Origin of the sequence: Marinobacter sp. SS8-8 (assembly GCF_030540945.1) — a bacterium.
Classification (GTDB): Bacteria; Pseudomonadota; Gammaproteobacteria; order Pseudomonadales; family Oleiphilaceae; genus Marinobacter.
Genome location: NZ_JASSVN010000002.1, coordinates 301,323 through 318,170, shown reverse-complemented (window position 1 = coordinate 318,170; position 16,848 = coordinate 301,323). Strand labels below are relative to the sequence as shown.

Annotated in this window: 11 protein-coding genes; 6 read left to right on the top strand and 5 right to left on the bottom strand. The window is 57.7% G+C overall.

The genetic code is table 11. The features are described 5' to 3' along the window. Window positions 1-46 precede the first annotated feature (46 nt). Window positions 47-2,515 (bottom strand): glycerol-3-phosphate 1-O-acyltransferase PlsB, encoded by a 2,469-nt coding sequence (gene plsB, locus QPL96_RS03470; protein ID WP_303285586.1) that lies wholly within the window; start codon window positions 2,513-2,515, stop codon window positions 47-49. Between the two features lie 152 nt (window positions 2,516-2,667). Between plsB and nudC the strand changes: the two genes are divergently transcribed. Together nudC and murI are read left to right on the top strand one after the other, a co-directional pair. After that, window positions 2,668-3,483 carry an NAD(+) diphosphatase gene (gene nudC / locus QPL96_RS03465; RefSeq protein ID WP_303285584.1) on the top strand — a complete coding sequence of 272 codons (816 nt, stop codon included), beginning with the start codon at window positions 2,668-2,670 and terminating at the stop codon, window positions 3,481-3,483. After that, window positions 3,480-4,343 (top strand): glutamate racemase, encoded by an 864-nt coding sequence (murI, locus tag QPL96_RS03460; RefSeq protein ID WP_303285582.1) that lies wholly within the window; start codon window positions 3,480-3,482, stop codon window positions 4,341-4,343. Before nudC ends, murI begins: the two co-directional genes overlap by 4 nt. Here murI and QPL96_RS03455 read toward each other — a convergent pair. The 4 genes from QPL96_RS03455 to QPL96_RS03440 form a co-directional block, all read right to left on the bottom strand. Then, window positions 4,321-5,328 carry a DUF2156 domain-containing protein gene (locus QPL96_RS03455; protein ID WP_303285581.1) on the bottom strand — a complete coding sequence of 336 codons (1,008 nt, stop codon included), beginning with the start codon at window positions 5,326-5,328 and terminating at the stop codon, window positions 4,321-4,323. The two genes, murI and QPL96_RS03455, sit on opposite strands and share 23 nt — an antisense overlap. Window positions 5,329-5,375: 47 nt before the next feature. Further along, on the bottom strand, window positions 5,376-6,029 hold the full coding sequence (locus tag QPL96_RS03450; RefSeq protein ID WP_303285580.1) for a class I SAM-dependent methyltransferase: 654 nt from the start codon (window positions 6,027-6,029) through the stop codon (window positions 5,376-5,378). 233 nt (window positions 6,030-6,262) lie between these two features. Continuing rightward, a complete protein-coding gene (locus QPL96_RS03445) occupies window positions 6,263-8,440 on the bottom strand; it encodes a bifunctional diguanylate cyclase/phosphodiesterase (RefSeq protein ID WP_303285579.1) in 2,178 nt (725 codons plus the stop codon). Between the two features lie 24 nt (window positions 8,441-8,464). After that, the gene (locus QPL96_RS03440) at window positions 8,465-10,450 is read right to left on the bottom strand and encodes an HDOD domain-containing protein (RefSeq protein ID WP_303285681.1); all 1,986 of its coding nucleotides are present in this window, start codon (window positions 10,448-10,450) and stop codon (window positions 8,465-8,467) included. Window positions 10,451-10,650: 200 nt separating this feature from the next. Here QPL96_RS03440 and QPL96_RS03435 point away from each other — a divergent pair, with 200 nt between their 5' ends. The 4 genes from QPL96_RS03435 to QPL96_RS03420 all read left to right on the top strand — a co-directional run bounded on the left by QPL96_RS03435 (window position 10,651) and on the right by QPL96_RS03420 (window position 16,716). Next, window positions 10,651-11,979 (top strand): AAA family ATPase, encoded by a 1,329-nt coding sequence (locus QPL96_RS03435; RefSeq protein WP_303285577.1) that lies wholly within the window; start codon window positions 10,651-10,653, stop codon window positions 11,977-11,979. 219 nt (window positions 11,980-12,198) lie between these two features. Then, window positions 12,199-13,734: a fatty acyl-CoA reductase gene (locus QPL96_RS03430; protein ID WP_303285576.1), complete on the top strand. Its 1,536-nt coding sequence runs from the start codon at window positions 12,199-12,201 to the stop codon at window positions 13,732-13,734. Between the two features lie 322 nt (window positions 13,735-14,056). Continuing rightward, entirely contained in the window at window positions 14,057-16,006 is a 1,950-nt protein-coding gene (gene acs, locus QPL96_RS03425; protein ID WP_303285575.1) for an acetate--CoA ligase, read from the top strand. 44 nt (window positions 16,007-16,050) lie between these two features. Further along, a complete protein-coding gene (locus QPL96_RS03420) occupies window positions 16,051-16,716 on the top strand; it encodes a response regulator transcription factor (protein ID WP_303285574.1) in 666 nt (221 codons plus the stop codon). Window positions 16,717-16,848 lie beyond the last annotated feature (132 nt).

The following is a 16,848-nucleotide window of genomic DNA, read 5'->3' as shown; positions in this document are numbered from 1 at the left end:
GCCCTTAGCCTGAAAAAAAGCCGCTGGTTAGCCTGTGGCGCGCCCCTCAGGCTCCCATCATCGTGACCTGCTGAATCGCCTGCCGCTTCTCAACGCTCAGCACCAGCCGTGCGTCCTCTGCCACCTCATCTAGCCCCTCGCCATAACACAGCAAGCCGTTATCATCGGTAGTGATCACGCCGTTCTTCTGCATGTTGGCTATGAAGTTCCGGAACAGGCTCTTGTCGAAGAACTCCGGTGCATTCAGGCCGAACAGGATCGACATGCGTTCGGCCAGCAGCGCGCTCTGCTCTTCCAGTTCTGTCGCACCGATCTTGCCCGACCCGTATTTCCGGAGGATGCCGAGCGTGATGTGGTAGCGCTCGACGGTCTGGATGATAAAACGTGACAGCACCCGCAACCTCAGCATGGCCTCGGTGCCTTCGTCTGGCCGGCCGATCCGTTCGCCGTCCAGAGGCTTTAGCAAACCCTGGGCGATCAGAACATCGATCCATTGATTGATGACGGTTTCAGTCTCATCCGACCGGAACTTCAGAAACAGCTCGGATTGCAGATAGGGGTAGGCCACGCTGGCCAGGAACACGATCTTTTCTCGTCTAAGGGAATCCATGTTCTCAAAGAGGCTGGCAATCAGTGAAGGCAGTGCGAACAGGTGCTGGATATTGTTGCGGTAATAGGTCATCAGAATGGCATTGCTGCCTTCCAGGGCGATGATGTCGCCCAGCTTCTGGGGCTGGCGGCTAATCAGTCCCATGCCCTCGCAGTAGGCCACCCAGTCTTTACCGCTGCCTTCGGGCAGGGTGACCGTCGCGGCATAGGGAAAGGCTTTCAGCAGGGCGGCGTATTGATCCATCAGCCTGATTAACTGGCCTTCGTCCATCGCAAGGCGCTCGGCCCCGAGCAAAACCGTTGCGGCCATGCCAATCGGATTAACCGCGACAGAGGCATTGATGCTGGAGGCTACCCGGAATGCGAGTTCGGATACGGCAGTGTTGAGCCAGGCCGGGCGGTACCCGGCGTCGTAGGCTTCCTCGCGCCAACTGTCATGGACATCATCCAGAACTTCGGAAAGGTGAATGGCCTCACCGAAGTTGACCGCCACGCGACCGAAGGAATGGCTGAGTTTACGCGCCGTTCTGGCCAACGCGAAGACACTTTCTTTTTCTTTTTTCTTGCCACGAAGTTCGCCCAGATACGAGCGGCCCTCCATAACCTTTTCGTAGCCAATGTAGACGGGGACGAACACGATGGGCTTGCGGTGATCCCGAAGGAAACTGCGTACGGTCATCGCCAGCATTCCGGGACGGGGTTGCATCATCCGGCCTGTGCGGCTTCGGCCACCCTCGACAAAATACTCCACCGAGTAACCCCGGGAAAACATGACATGCATGTATTCGTTGAACACGGTAGCGTACAGCGGGTTGTCCTTGAAGCTGCGGCGCATGAAAAAGGCGCCGCCCCGACGCAGAATGGGGCCCACGACAGGCATATTGAGGTTGACCCCTGCAGCAATGTGCGGCGGCATCAGGCCGTTTTTGTAGAGCACGTAGGACAACAGCAGGTAGTCGATGTGGGAGCGATGGCAGGGTACGTAAACCACAGCATTGTCCTGGGCGACGTCTTTCACCACCCGGATGTTGTTGATAGCAATGCCTTTGTAGATCCGGTTCCACAGCCATGACAACACCACTTCCAGGAAGCGAATGGTGACGATGGACATGCTGGCGGCAATTTCATCCGCGTACTTGTAGGCCCTGGTGCGAACTTTCTCCGGGGGGATGTCGTCTCTGGCGGCCGTTTCCCGGATCGCTTCTTTTACTGACGGGGTCCGCACCAGGCCTGCAACAAGGGTGCGGCGGTGTGACAGGTCCGGTCCCAGCACGGCCTGGCGTACCCGGCGGAAGTGGGTTCTGAGTATCCGGGCCAGTTTCCGGTTGGCGCGCCCTTCGTTATGCCGGTATTCATCAATAACCTGCTTGAGCGAGAGGGGCTGATTGAACTGAACGTAGGTGTTGCGGCCGTGAACCATAATGATCAGAAGCTTCTGCAGCCTGCCGGCAATGGACCAGGTGTCAGACAGCAACAGCTTTACCAGGGATTTCTCCTTGTCCGGGGAGCGGCCCCAGAACAGGGAAACCGGAACGATCTGGACATCCTGATCCGGGTGTTCGAGGCCGTAGTGAACCAGAGCCTGGAACTCGCTGGTAGGCGCCGGCGCCTGGCGCCCCCGGAAAAAACCACCAATCCGGTGATACAGAAAGAAGAAAGAATGCGACGGTCCGTTTTTAACCGGCAGAGCTTCCGCCGCTCCGGGTAATCCTGCCCGGATAACTTCCTGCTCCAGGACCAGTCGACCGGAAAGGGAGCTGTACTGCAACACGTAGCATACCGGCTTGTCCGGGTCCAGGGCGAGGGCGTCAACGCTGTTGCCGCTGACATCTGTCCGGACCCAGATAAACAGCATCTTGCGAAAAAGGGTCAGGATCAGGCTGCGAATGCCCTGGTAAAGACGCATAAAGTGCAACTCCGTTGAAAAGACAGGTGCCAAGTTTACTTGGTTGAGTATAGGGCGGAAAGCCGAGGTTGCATTCTTGGCCAGCAAGGCAATGTGGTACATTTCAGCTTGGTCTTATAATCACTCAGGCAGCACATCAAACGGTGGTCTTGATGACTCAGTGGAAACCCGGCTGGACAAACAGGCCGCCGGAGCAGAACGACCTGATTCTGGCGCTTGCGGGGTCAGGCGTGGTGAAGCCCGATAACGGCTGGCTGCATCCCCGGGACAGCGCGCTGTTCGGGGATATCCTGCCCGGTGCCGTCTCTATGGGAACCTTCGACGGTTGCGATGTATTCGTCACTGAGTTACCGGAAAGCGCGGTTGGAGAACAGCAGATCATTCCCCTGAGGGAGGCCCTGCTGATGATGAACGATGCCCCCGCGGATATGCTGAGTACCGGTTTCCAGGTCTGGCAGTGGTGGCGCGACCACCAGTACTGCGGGCGCTGCGGTGAGGAAACCGGTTTTCATCCCCGGGAGCGTGCCAGATGGTGTGCCGCCTGCGGGATTTCCTGGTACCCGAGGCTCGCCCCCTGCGTTATCGTTGTTATCCGTCGGGATGACCGACTGTTGCTGGCCAGGTCGTCACGGGTCAAGCGCCACTTCTACAGCCTGATTGCCGGATTTGTTGAGCCGGGGGAAAGTCTGGAAGGGGCTGTTTGCCGGGAGGTGAAAGAGGAGACCGGCCTGGATGTGACCAATATCCGGTACCACGCATCGCAGCCTTGGCCTTTCCCGCACCAGCTGATGGTTGGGTTTTTTGCGGATTATGCCGGAGGCGAGCTGGTGTTGCAGGAAGACGAACTCGCCGATGCTGGCTGGTTTTTACCGGGTGACACACCGCCGGTGCCGCCGGAAACCACGATTTCAGGCCGTCTGATCCGGGCTATGGAGAAGGAAATTTCCCGGGGAGGTATTCCGGTTTGAACGAGCAGGCGTCTCCCAGGGTTCTGGTATTCGATTCCGGCGTCGGCGGCCTGAGTGTTGCTGCCTGCATTCACCGGTACCTGCCGGGCGCGGACCTGATTTATCTGGCGGACAACGCCGGATTTCCTTACGGTGACAAGTCGGAACCGGTCGTGATTGAACGCTGCTGCACCCTGATTGCCCGAGCCCTTGAGCAATATCCCGCCGATGTCATCGTGGTGGCCTGTAACACGGCCAGTACTGTGGTATTGCCCCATCTGCGTGGGAGAATATCGGTGCCGGTTGTGGGGGTGGTGCCAGCGATCAAGCCCGCGGCGGCGAAAACCCGGAACCGGCGTATCGGGCTCCTTGCAACGCCGGCCACAGTTCGCAGACCCTATCTGGACAGGCTGATCGAGGAATTTGCCGGTGATTGCCGGGTGGAGCGTATCGGGCATCCCGGCCTGGTGCGCTGGGCGGAAGAGCTGGTTGCCGGCGGTGTGGTACCGGCCCGCGAGCTGGCAGATGCCATGGAGGCATTTCGTGAAGCAGAGGTGGACACGGTGGTGTTGGGCTGTACCCATTATCCCCTGTTACTGGAGAGCCTGAAGCGGAGCCTGCCGGCGGTTCGGTTCTGGGTGGATTCGGGAGAGGCGATTGCTCGGCGGGTCGCCTGGCTGCTGGAACAGACAGGCCAGCTTGCCGTCGCCGAGAGAGCCATTGCTCAGCCGGCACACTTGCCGGTCACTGCCGCCCTGTTTTCCGGCCCGCCCCCGGAAGGAATCGCCGGTTTCATGTCCGGGCTGGGCCTGCCGCCCCGGCAGGTGTGCGAAGGCTGGCCCGACCAGCGCCCGGTGGCTATAGAAGCCGGGTCAGCTTGAACATGGCGAGAAACTCCAGCGCTGGAATCGACCGTTTATGGCAACAGTAGGTCTTGAAGTTGTCTCCCCGAAAGCGTGACTTGGTGAACTCCAGCCCTTTGAAATTGTAGAGGAAGTTGCCTTTCTCATAGAGTCCGTGCAGCAGGCGTTTGAGCAGGCGGCTCTCTTGATGTTCGGTCGCCGGATCGAGCGACAGGGGAATCAGCCCCAGATCCAGATAGGGCACGCCCTCGGTCTTGAAAGCGTCGATGGCATGGGCCATCAGGGTGTAGAAAATGCCCTGGCGAAAATCGGCATTGGCCCGGGAAATATTGGGCACATAGCTGATGATCTCGTTGTTGCGGTAAATCGGATCAAAGTAGATAAAGCCGACTGCCTTGCCATCCTGATAGGCGTAGAAGTGCCGTTCATTCTCCCGGTATTCCATTTCCATGGGTCGGATCAGGAAGCGGATCTCATTGCTTTTACACTTGCGGGTGCGTATCCAGGCCTCGGAGATCTCCCGGGTATGGTCGTCGCTAAAGCGCTCCTTGACGGTAATGCCGTTTTTTTCCGCCTGGTTCAGCGCGGTTCTGAGCACCTGTTTCTTCTTCCCGCTGAGGGACCAGCGGGCAAGATCGATGCGGGATTCGCTGCCGAACTGGGTGCCATAGAGGCCAAAGCGCAGATGCAGAAAATCCACCACCGGCTTTGATACCTGAATGTAACTGGCGTTCGGGAAGCGGCGATGAAAGCTCTCCAGCAGTCGACCGAAATCGTCCGGCGCACAAACCGGGTCCGAGAGGACAAAAGTCCCGCCCCATTTCCGCATGTAGGCGATATAGCCAATGCCCGGCACATCAAAATACTGCATGCCCGGCTGCAGAGTCGAGAAGGACTGGGAGTGGGTTCCGAACTTCTTCAGATAACCAACCCGCTCGCTGAAGGTGAACGAACCGCTATCCAGTGTGGCGATTCTGTCGAGTGCGAGTATCTGATCCGACATGCTGCTGCTCCCCGATTATTTTTGTTGGCGACTCCGAGCGACGCTGTTCAGGCCTGCTTGCGTCCGAGAATGGACCAGTAACAGTCCATGTTCAAAAGCTTGAAATGCTTCTTCTTGGTGACCTGGAGGCCCAGGCGCTGCATGTGCTCGGGGTAGTTGTAGATCCTGTGGAATGCGTTATTGGCAAACAGCCAGAAGATGAATACGGCCATGTACCAGTAAAGCTTCTTGAATATCCGGGAGAAGATGTTGCCGGTGGGGTAGCAAAAGTCGCCGACAACCACTCTGGCGTCTGGCTTGCCAAGACGAATGAGGTGCTCCAGGACCCGGACCATCATGTCTTCATCAAATACGTTGAGGAAGAAGTTGGCCACCACCATGTCGTACCGCTCGAACTCGTCCACGTTCATGATGTCGCTGTGGATGCGGCGGATAGTCAGGTGGGGGGCCTCCTTTTGCTGGGCTTCGCCAAACTTGCGCAACATGGTTTCCGACAGGTCTACCACGGTAACGTCCGCGCCCAGTTCAGCTGCACGAATGGCATCCCTGCCATGGCCAACCCCGGCAAACAGGATCCTGTCTCCGGGTTTGACGGTTTCAACGTCCAGCATGGCCGTTTTACAGCGGTGTATGTTCTTGCCGCTGTAGAGATTGCTCAGAAAATCGTAGACGGGGCCAATGTACCTGTACTTGTCGCGCATGATGACTGCTGCCTGTTCTTGTTCCTTGGATGCCGCCACCGTTGTTGTCGTTTTTGACCCGACAGACTGTCGGACATTTCGGTGGTCAGCGCCTGATGGATTTGAGCTTAGAGAACAGGGTGGGAGAAATATGTGCAGTAATGCGCATTTCCGGATACACAAAGTAACGTACTGCAATACTTTGCAAACCAGATCGCGGTTTTATATCGGAGTGTCCGACAATAAATAATCACCTATCCGAGCGAGGCTGCCCGGGCCTTGGTGATCCCGAGGATTTTTGAAATCTCGGTCGCGGGTCGTGCCGGCCCGTAGAAGAAGCCCTGAACCTGATGGCAACCGAGACTTCTGAGGTACTCAAGTTGTTCGTCGGTTTCCACACCTTCCGCAATAATATCGAGCTTGAGGCCATGTGCCATGGCCACTATGGCATTCACGATGCAGGCGCCGTCGTCGCCGCTGCGAATGGCCTTTATGAAGGACTGGTCCACCTTCAGGGTATGGATGGGCAGGCGATGCAGGTAGTTCAGGGAGGAGTAGCCGGTGCCGAAGTCATCAATCGCAATCCGCACACCGAAAGAGGCCAGTTCCCGGAGTTTCTGGCTGATCTGCTCCAGGTCATTCATGATCACGTTTTCGGTGATTTCAATCTCCAGGTTGCCGGCCGGGAAGTTGTGAGTCTCGACCTGCTGCATCAGGGTTTCCACAAACCGGGAGTGCTCCACCTGAATGGGTGACAGGTTGACCGCCAGGCGGAGGTCTGGGCGTCCTGAGCGAATCCATTGCCCGACGTCCTGGCAGGCCTGGTCGAGAACACGCTCACTGAGCTGGCCAATAAGCTTGGTTTCCTCTGCCAGCGGCAGGAAATCCCGGGGGTAGAGCAGTCCCCGTTCAGGGTGCTGCCAACGCACCAGTGCCTCAAGCCCAACGACCCGGTTGCTGGTCGAGCACATCTGGGGCTGGTAGAAAACCCGCAATTCGTCACACTCCAGCGCCTGGCGCAGATCCCTCTCCAGGTTCAGCCGGTTGGCCGTGTCGATGCTCATGCTTTCGGAATAGAAACGATAGCTGTCCTTGCCCTTGGCTTTCACGTGGTACATGGCAATATCGGCGTTCTGGATCAGTTGGTCCATGGTTTCGCCGGCCTCCGGGAAGATGGAAATGCCAATGCTTACGCCAACGAACACTTCATGATCGCCCAGTTGGAAAGGTGCGCGCAGAGCATCGATCAGTTTTTTTGCAATTTGCCTTGCATCTTCGTGATTGTGGATCGAGGGCAGCAACAAAGTGAATTCATCACCGCCGAACCGGGACAGGGTGTCACCCTTGCGCAGGCATTTTTCCAGCCTGTGGGTCACTGCCTGCAGCAAACGATCCCCCATGGCGTGCCCCAGGGTATCGTTGATTACCTTGAAACGATCCAGGTCAAGGAACATCACCGCCAGTTTCTGGCCGCCGCGTTTGGCATGGGTGATCGCCAGTTCAAGGCGATCCTTGAACAGGGCCCGGTTTGGCAGGCGGGTTAGCAGGTCGTGGTAAGCCTGGAAGTTGATGAACGCCTCAGCTTCTTTCCGTTCGGTCACATCCCGGGCGGTACCGTAATATCGGGCACCGTTGCCATTGCCACCGCCCTGGGTGGCCCCGGAATGGGGCCAGGTCTGCGGGTCGATGGCGAAGGCAGTGATCTCGAAGTGGCGGGTTGCCCGGCGGCTGCCACGGGTTTTCAGCCGGACTTCCAGGGTCCTCGGGGTGTCTGCGGTGATATTGGGACCCTTCAGGGCCATGGTTCCCCGGGCAACATCCCGGTCGTCGAGGATATGCCGGAAATGCTGCCCACAGAGTTCCGATGGCTGATACCCCAGCAAGCTCTCCACCTTGCTGTTTACGAAACAGAAATGACCTTTTTGGTCGAGCATGAAGACGATATCCGGGGAGCTGTTGACGATATACCGGTGCAGGGCTTCGGATTTTTCCAGTCGGAGCTGGATGTGTTCGTGGGCCTTGAGGAGGGACTTTTTGCCGATGACGCTTTCGACCGTTGCCAGTAATTCCTCGGGATCAAAGGGCTTGCGGATATAATCCAGGGCGCCCCGCCGGAGTGCCCGGCTGACTGAGCTGAAAGAGCTTTCGCCGCTGATAACGATCACGCCGCATTCCGGCTGTCCGTTGGCAAGGTGGGCCATGACATCAAACCCGTTCACCTCCGGCATCCGCAGATCCAGCAGCGCCAGGTCGAAGCCCTGTCGGTCGATCAGTTCGCAGGCCTGCCTGCCACCGTGGGCCTCTGATACCTTGTAACCACGACTGCGCAGCAGCGATGCCAGGGTGTCCAGCAGGCGGGGTTCGTCATCTGCCACCAGTATCCGTGCCGTTAACCCGTCACGGAAAGGCTGATCAGTGAGTTCAGGAGCCATCGGTTCGTGTCCGTTGTTTCTGCGTCAGTCGGTCTCATTTTTTTTATGGCTGGCCGCGGGAAACAGAATCCTGAAGGTGGTGCCTTCCTGCCCCGTGCGACAAGCGATGATGCCCTCCATGTCATCTACAAGCTGTTTCACAATACTCAGGCCCAAACCGCTATGGCCCGCTTCTTTTGTGGTTCTTACCGGTGAAAACAGGGTGTCCCTGATCTCGCCGGGTATTCCGGTGCCTGTGTCCGTGATTTCCATTTCCACCCAGGTGCGCTGATTCTGCCACACCGGGCATGACGTGCGGATCTCTACCATACCACCTTCGTCCGGAAGACTCTCGGCTGCATTGCGGACCAGGTTGATCACGATCTGGCGAATCCGGGCGGTGCCGGCGGCAACCAGCGTTGGCTGGTTGCACAGTTTCAGTGTCAGTTGACGGTTTTCGGAGCTGAACAGGCTGTCTTCCAGAATCCGGGCGAGGCTTTCCAGCTCCGCATTCAGTTCAACGACGTCGGCATCGTGTTCCGTGGGGTCCGTGTGACTCATCCGCAGCAAAAGATTTCCGGCGCGGTCCAGCTCATCCCGGATCACGTCCAGTTCCTGCTGAACGTCGGTATCCTCCAGCCGGCCTCTGAGCCGATAAATGTACTGCCGGATGATGGTCAGGGGATTGCTGACCTCATGGACCTGTCTGAGTAGCCGGTCACGGGCTATTTCCCGGTCCAGCCGTTTACCGTCAGTCCCGGCCTCTGCGTCCGGGAGTGGCCGGTTTGCCAGTGCAGCGGACAGCTGGCGGGTGAAAATGGCTGCCAGTTCCAGTGTTGTCGGCAATTGTTCGTTGTCCGTGCCCAGGGCAAAGACTCCCGGACAGATGTCGCCGCTGATGACCGGCACAGCCAGCAGAGATGGGGTGTGTAACAAGGATAGCAACTGCCTGTCCAGCACCGTTGGTGAGCGCTCCCCGAGGCTGACGGGCAGTCCGGAAATAAAGGCCTCGGTCAGTACGCTGCCGCCTGGTTTGGCGGTCACGGCCAGATCCGGGATATCGCCAATTGTACCGGACAGAAGCACCAGGTTGTCCCCGGTGTGGCCGAAGCACAGGGCGGGCAGGCCGGTAATCAGAGTCAGGCTGTTGACCGTTTCGGCAAGGATGTCCTTGGTTTCACCGGTGACATCGGCAAGATTGATTGCCTGGCTGGCCATGGCCTGGCGCAGAATGGTCTGCTTCAGTTGCCTGGACGCGCTTTCGCCGTTGTATTCCTCATCAAGGGGAATACCAAGAGACGCTGCCATTCCGGATACTTCATGTCCGATCCGGCGGTTGATCTCACGGGTGAGTTCCTCATTCAGCCCGAATACCGTGCCTGCCGCCGCAATGCCGGCGGCATCGGAAAGCGCCAGACGGGTAGCCAGACTGATCAGCTTCACCAGATGCCCGGCATCCCGCAGCTCCGAAGGGAGAGCCTGCTGGTACCGCATGGCATCGGCGGCCATCGGCCCCAGGCCCCAGGAAGAGACAAGCCTGGCGGCAATATCGGATTGATGATCAAGATAGTGTTGCTTCGTTTCGGTTGCTGGCGTTTTAATAGCGATCAGTTCACCGATGTTGTGAAGCATGCCCAGCATGAATGCTTCGTCCGGCTCCGGGTAACGGGTGAGGGTGGCAAGCGCCTGAGCGGTCAGCGCTGTCGTCAGTGAGTGCCGCCAGAAATCCCTGAGTTGCTGCCACTCGTCGCCCCCGAGTTCAAAGATTAGCTGGCGCAGGGCAGCGGTAAGTACGAGTGTATGGAATCGCCGGGTACCCAGCCTCAGCAATGCCTGGTCCACCGACCGGATTGGTGTGGAAGGGCCGTAAAGCGCGGAATTGGCAAGTGCGAGTATGCGGGCGACGAGGGCGGTGTCGGCGGAGACAATCTCGCTGATGGCCCGGTAGCTTTCATCCCGATGACAGGCATCCAGCGCCCGCAAGGTCACTTCCGGAAGGCTCGGTAACTGTAAATCAGGCGCAATGTGCATGGGCTTACCTGCCGTGCGGCGTAACAAGCGGTACTTGACGAAGCGATCACTCTTGTCCGGTAAGAGCTTAGACAATAAACCGTCGTTATTAAATACTTGTTGCTGTTTTTTTAAGCAATATATTATCTGATTCGTGATATGTGTAGAATTTTGACAGGTTAAATAGCCTGTAACCGTAAAATCAGGGACCGAGATTGCCGGTGAAGACTGCCAGAGAACCTGTAAAGCACAATCCGAACCAACCCCGGACCATCGCCATCACCGGCGGCAAGGGTGGGGTGGGCAAAACTTCGGTCGCCCTGAACCTGGCTCTCACCCTCGCGAGGCAGGATAGGCGGGTCTTGCTTCTGGACGGTGACACGGATCTGGCCAATGTCAGCATCATGGTGGGTCTGTATCCCCGGAAAACCCTTGCCAACGTCATGGCCGGGGAATGTCGGCTGGAAGACATCATTCTTGAGACCGACTACGGCCTCCACATTGTTCCCGGGGCCTCCGGGGTTCAGGAATGCATGGACATGGGGCCAGCCGAGAGCCTGCGCGTTCTCCGGGCCCTTTACAACCTCGAAAACCGGTACGACTATGTTATTACCGATACGGCGGCGGGTCTTCAGGCCGCGGGGCTTCATATGATCGCGGCCACGGAGCTGGCCTGCATGGTGGTAACCCCGGATCCGGCTTCCCTGACAGACGCCTTCTCCCTGATCAAGGTTCTTCGGCGCAGGGGCTACAACCGGATCCCGAGTATTCTCGTCAACATGGCCCAGGGGGCCAGTCAGGCCCGCTCCGTGTTTCAGCGCCTTGATGCCGCCGCACAGCGCCATCTGGGGTTTTCCCTGCATTACATGGGCGGAATATGGCGGGACGAAACTCTCCGTCAGTCGGTTCTGAACCAGAAACCCGTTGCATTGCTGCCGGTGTCAGACCCATCCTGCCGTCAGTTCCATACCCTCGCGGATATGGTGAATGTGCGGCTGTCCCAGCTTCCCGAAAAAAAGGCCGGTATCGCGGCGTACTGGCACAAGGTGTCTCGCAGGGGGGCGGAAGTTACACCTGCCCCGGTTGCCGCGCCCGGGAAAACGACTGAAGAGGAAGCTCCAGATGCTAAAACGCAGTGTCTGGGCGCGGTGAGCCAGTTGGAGTCGGTGTTCGCCCGGGCGCCTGTTGATCCGATGCTGCGTTATGAAGCATTTACCCGGCTTTTTGCACTCCTGGGGAGCACATTGGACAGCGACGTGATTGAAATTGTCCAGACTGGACTGGGATCTTTTCAGTGGGAAAACCTCGATCCGGAACACAAGCGCCATCTGGCGACGCACCTGCGGGAGCTTGCCGACCAGATTTCGCCCCCTCCACAAGGAGCAAGGAAGCCGGAAGCCGCGTCTTCAATCCTGCGCGAGCCCTTTTATGATCGCATCAGCTTTGGAGAGCAGGATCGCCTGGTACGCGTGCTGAAGGAGCAGCCCGCGGATATTTCCCTGGATCAGCTTCTGCGGTCACTCTCGGACAATGATCAGGGCCGCTCCTGACACGCAGAAAACCTGCCTCCTTTTCCGTCATTTTATTAACACTTTTTGTAGCGTAACTTTGCTGTGTGTCACCAATCTGTCACCAAAGTTGTGCAAGTATTGAGCATAAATCTGAGTCGTGGCCCGCAATATGCAGTGGCCTGTTGTACCTGATTCGCAAACTTTCCTGCCGGCAGGTATGCACCGGCGATGAATTTGATATAGAGAAGGAGTTCTCCCATGGCAACACAGCAGTTGAATCCCGGAACATCATCGAAAGTCCTTGAACGGCTCCGAGGAAAGCAGGTGCTGATTACCGGCACCACCGGCTTTCTCGGCAAGGTGGTTCTGGAAAAGCTGATTCGTGCCGTTCCCGATATCGGCGGCATTCACCTGCTGATCCGTGGTAATAAGCGCCATCCGGATGCCCGGGGGCGTTTTCTTGATGAGATTGCCACATCGTCGGTATTTGATCGTCTTCGCCAGGAGGACCAGGAGGCCTTTGAATCCTTCATTGAAGATCGAGTGCATTGCGTTACCGGCGAAGTCACCGAACCATTATTCGGTTTGTCGGCTGATCGCTTCCGCAAGCTGGCCGGCGGCATTGATGCCGTGATCAACTCGGCCGCCAGCGTCAACTTCCGTGAAGAGCTGGACAAGGCCCTGGCGATCAACACCCTGTGCCTGGAAAACGTTGCCGAGCTGGCGCGGCAGAACAAGTCGCTGGCGGTGCTTCAGGTGTCCACCTGCTACGTGAATGGAATGAACGCCGGCCAGATTACCGAATCCGTCATCAAGCCTGCAGGTGAATCCATTCCCCGCAGCACCGAAGGCTATTATGAGATTGAAGAGCTGGTCCGGCTGCTGGAAGACAAGGTAGCCGATGTCCGGTCACGTTATTCCGGAAAGATGCTTGAAAAGAAACTGGTGGACCTGGGTATTCGTGAAGCCAATCACTATGGCTGGAGCGACACCTACACCTTTACCAAGTGGCTCGGTGAGCAGCTTTTGCTGAAAGCCCTTTCGGGGAGGGCGTTGACCATTGTGCGCCCGTCGATCATAGAAAGCGCTCTTGAGGAGCCCGCGCCTGGCTGGATTGAAGGTGTAAAGGTGGCAGACGCCATTATCCTTGCCTATGCCCGGGAGAAGGTCTCCCTGTTCCCCGGCAAGCGTTCCGGGGTTATTGATGTCATTCCGGTTGACCTGGTGGCCAACGCCATCATCCTGGCTGCCGCCGAGGCGATGGGTGAGTCCCCGCGCCACCGGATTTACCAGTGCTGCAGTGGCTGCTCCAACCCGGTTTCCCTGGGCGAATTCATTGATCACCTGATGGCGGAAGCCAGGGCAAACTACGCGGACTATGACCAACTGTTCTATCGGCAGCCGACCAAGCCGTTCATTGCCGTGAATCGCAGGCTCTTTGATGCGGTCGTGGGCGGAGTGCGCATTCCCCTGAGCATTGCCGGGAAGGTGCTGAAAATGTTGGGTCAGAACCGGGAATTGAAAGTACTTCGGAACCTCGATACCACCCGTTCCCTGGCAACGATTTTCGGTTTCTACACGGCACCGGATTACATCTTCCGCAATGATGACTTGCTGGCCCTGGCCTCGCGCATGGGTGAGCTGGACAAAGTGCTGTTCCCGGTGGATGCCCGCCAGATCGACTGGGCAGTTTACCTGCGCAAGATCCACCTTGCCGGGCTCAACCGGTATGCCCTGAAGGAGCGTAAGGTCTACAGCCTCCGTTCGGCCAAGGCCCGAAAGAAAGCGGCGTAAAAAACCCGGGCCCGGTCGCCAGGGCCGGGCCGTTGGCTGGCCCTGCCTGTTTTCCTCGCCAGTTTGCCATTGGCCCCGATGGGGCTATCCTTCAAGAAGATTCTAAGAAGTTTCTTGTTCGGTGCAAATAACCCCTGTTTTTTTGTGGGTTAGCGGTCGGTTTTCACCAAAAGTTCAGGCGCATTAGGACGTTAGTCTAATTCATTGTCTGGTGGCACACATGTTGAACTACGGCTATCCGTCTACAGAGGACCGGAAAGGTCCCAGCGCTCAGAATTCCAATACCGACAATGACAACAGGCTCTGACAAAGGGGGAGCACAATGACAGATAAACAGGTATATCCGGTTAGCCCGGAGGTGGCCAAGCGGGCCCTTCTGAACCGGGAACAGTATGAAGAAATGTATCGTCAGTCAGTTGACGACCCGGACACCTTCTGGGGTGAACACGGCAAACGCCTTGAGTGGATCAAGCCTTACACCAAGGTGAAAAACACGACCTACGATTACAACAATCTGTCCATCAAGTGGTTTGAAGATGGCCAGTTGAACGCATCCGCCAACTGCCTGGACCGCCATCTGGAGAATCGTGGCGACCAGACAGCCATCATCTTTGAGGGTGATGATCCTGCCGACTCCCGCAATGTCACCTACCGCGAACTGCATGAAGAAACAAGCAGGTTTGCCAACGTCCTGAAAGGCCTGGGCGTGAAGAAGGGCGACGTTGTGACCATCTACATGCCGATGATTGTGGAAACGGCAGTTGCCATGCTGGCCTGCGCCCGCATCGGGGCGATCCACTCGGTGGTCTTCGGCGGTTTCTCTCCGGAAGCGCTGGGCGCCCGGATTGTTAACGGGAAATCCCGCTTCGTGATCACGTCCGATGAAGGTGTTCGCGGCGGCCGCAGGATTCCGTTGAAGAAGAATGTGGATGCGGCCCTGAAGAACGAAGGCGCCGCCAGCGTTGAGAAGGTGGTTGTTGTTACCCGCACCGGTAACTCCGAAGTGCCCTGGAACGAGGGGCGCGACGAACGCTATGAAGACCTGATGAAGTCCGCATCGGCGGACTGCCCGCCGGAGCCCATGAACGCCGAGGATCCGCTGTTCATGCTGTATACCTCCGGCTCCACTGGTGCGCCGAAGGGCGTTCTGCATACCACTGGCGGTTACATGGTCTACGCGTCCATGACCCACGAGTACGTGTTCGATTATCACAAGGGCGATGTCTACTGGTGTACGGCCGACTTCGGCTGGGTGACAGGCCATAGTTACATCCTCTATGGCCCGCTGGCCAATGGTGCCATCACGGTTCTGTTCGAGGGTGTGCCCAACTACCCGGACAGTTCCCGCATGGGCCAGGTAGTCGACAAGCATAAGGTGAACATTCTCTATACCGCTCCGACCGCGATCCGTGCCCTGATGGCGGAGGGTGAGTCCTGCATGGACGGCACCAAACGCGATAGCCTGAAACTGCTGGGTTCCGTGGGCGAGCCAATCAACCCGGAAGCCTGGGAGTGGTACCACCGCGTGATTGGTAACAGCAAGTGCCCGATTGTCGATACCTGGTGGCAGACCGAGACCGGCGGCATCCTGATTTCCCCGCTGCCCGGTGCCGTTGACCTTAAGCCGGGCTCCGCCACCGTTCCGTTCTTTGGTGTCCAGCCGGCACTGGTGGATAACGACGGCAATATCCTGGAAGGCAAGACCGAGGGTAATCTGGTTATCCTGGACAGCTGGCCAGGCCAGATGCGCACCATCTACGGCGACCATGAACGCTTTATCCAGACTTACTTCAGCACCTACAAGGGCATGTACTTCACCGGTGACGGCGCCCGTCGTGATGAAGACGGCTACTACTGGATCACTGGCCGCGTGGATGACGTTCTGAATGTGTCCGGCCATCGTCTGGGTACTGCGGAAGTTGAAAGTGCCCTGGTGGCCCATGATAAGGTTGCCGAAGCTGCGGTCGTTGGCTATCCGCATGAGATCAAGGGGCAGGGCATCTATGTCTACGTAACCCTGGTTCACGGCGAGGAGCCCTCAGACGAACTGAAGAAGGAACTGGTGCAGTGGGTGCGCAAGGAGATTGGCCCGATTGCCTCTCCGGATGTGATCCAGTGGGCGCCTGGACTGCCCAAGACCCGCTCTGGCAAGATTATGCGCCGGATTTTGCGTAAGATTGCCTCCAACGAGCATGATCAGTTGGGCGATACGTCTACGCTGGCAGATCCGGGTGTAGTGGATGACCTGATCAGCGGTCGTGCGAACCAGTAACGCCTGTGTATTACCAGGCCATGTACCTGCAAGGAACCTGTTGAATGGCACAAACAATTATCGTCGCTGATGATCACCCACTGTTTCGTGCAGCATTGAAACAGGCGGTCAGTCAGGCGGTACCGGATGCGGAGACGGTTGAAGTCGACAGCATCAAGGCGCTGCAGGCGGCGGTAGAGTCGCACCCGGACACGGATCTGGTTTTGCTGGATCTCAATATGCCGGGTGCCCATGGCTTCTCGGGGCTCGTGTTCATGCGCGGGCAGTACCCGGGGCTGCCGGTCGTGGTAGTGTCAGGTTCCGAGGAATTGCAGGTGATGCGCCGCTCGATTGACTACGGGGCTTCCGGCTTTATTCCGAAGTCGGCGCCGCTGCCCACCATCACTGAAGCCATCCAGGCCGTCCTGGAAGGGGATGTCTGGTTGCCGGCAGGTGTGGCGGACAAGATCGAGCGAATGCATTCCGATGCCACGGATTTTTCGGAAAAACTGGCATCGCTGACGCCGCAACAGTTCCGGGTGCTTGGCATGCTCGCCGAGGGGCTTCTGAACAAGCAGATCGCCTATGATCTGGATGTTTCGGAGGCTACCATCAAGGCGCATATCACGGCGGTATTCCGGAAGCTCGGGGTCCGCAACCGGACTCAGGCGGTGATCGCGATCCAGCAGATGGAAATTGATCCTTCGGATCAGTCGTTGTCCGGTAGCTGATCCGGCTTTTCGGTCTGAATAGAAAACGGGAGCCCTCGGGCTCCCGTTTTCTTTTTAGCATTACTGAACTCATTGATTGAAGAGCGATAACCCTTGAGAGTGTCTGGTCTGGGAACTATATTGGCGTTCTGC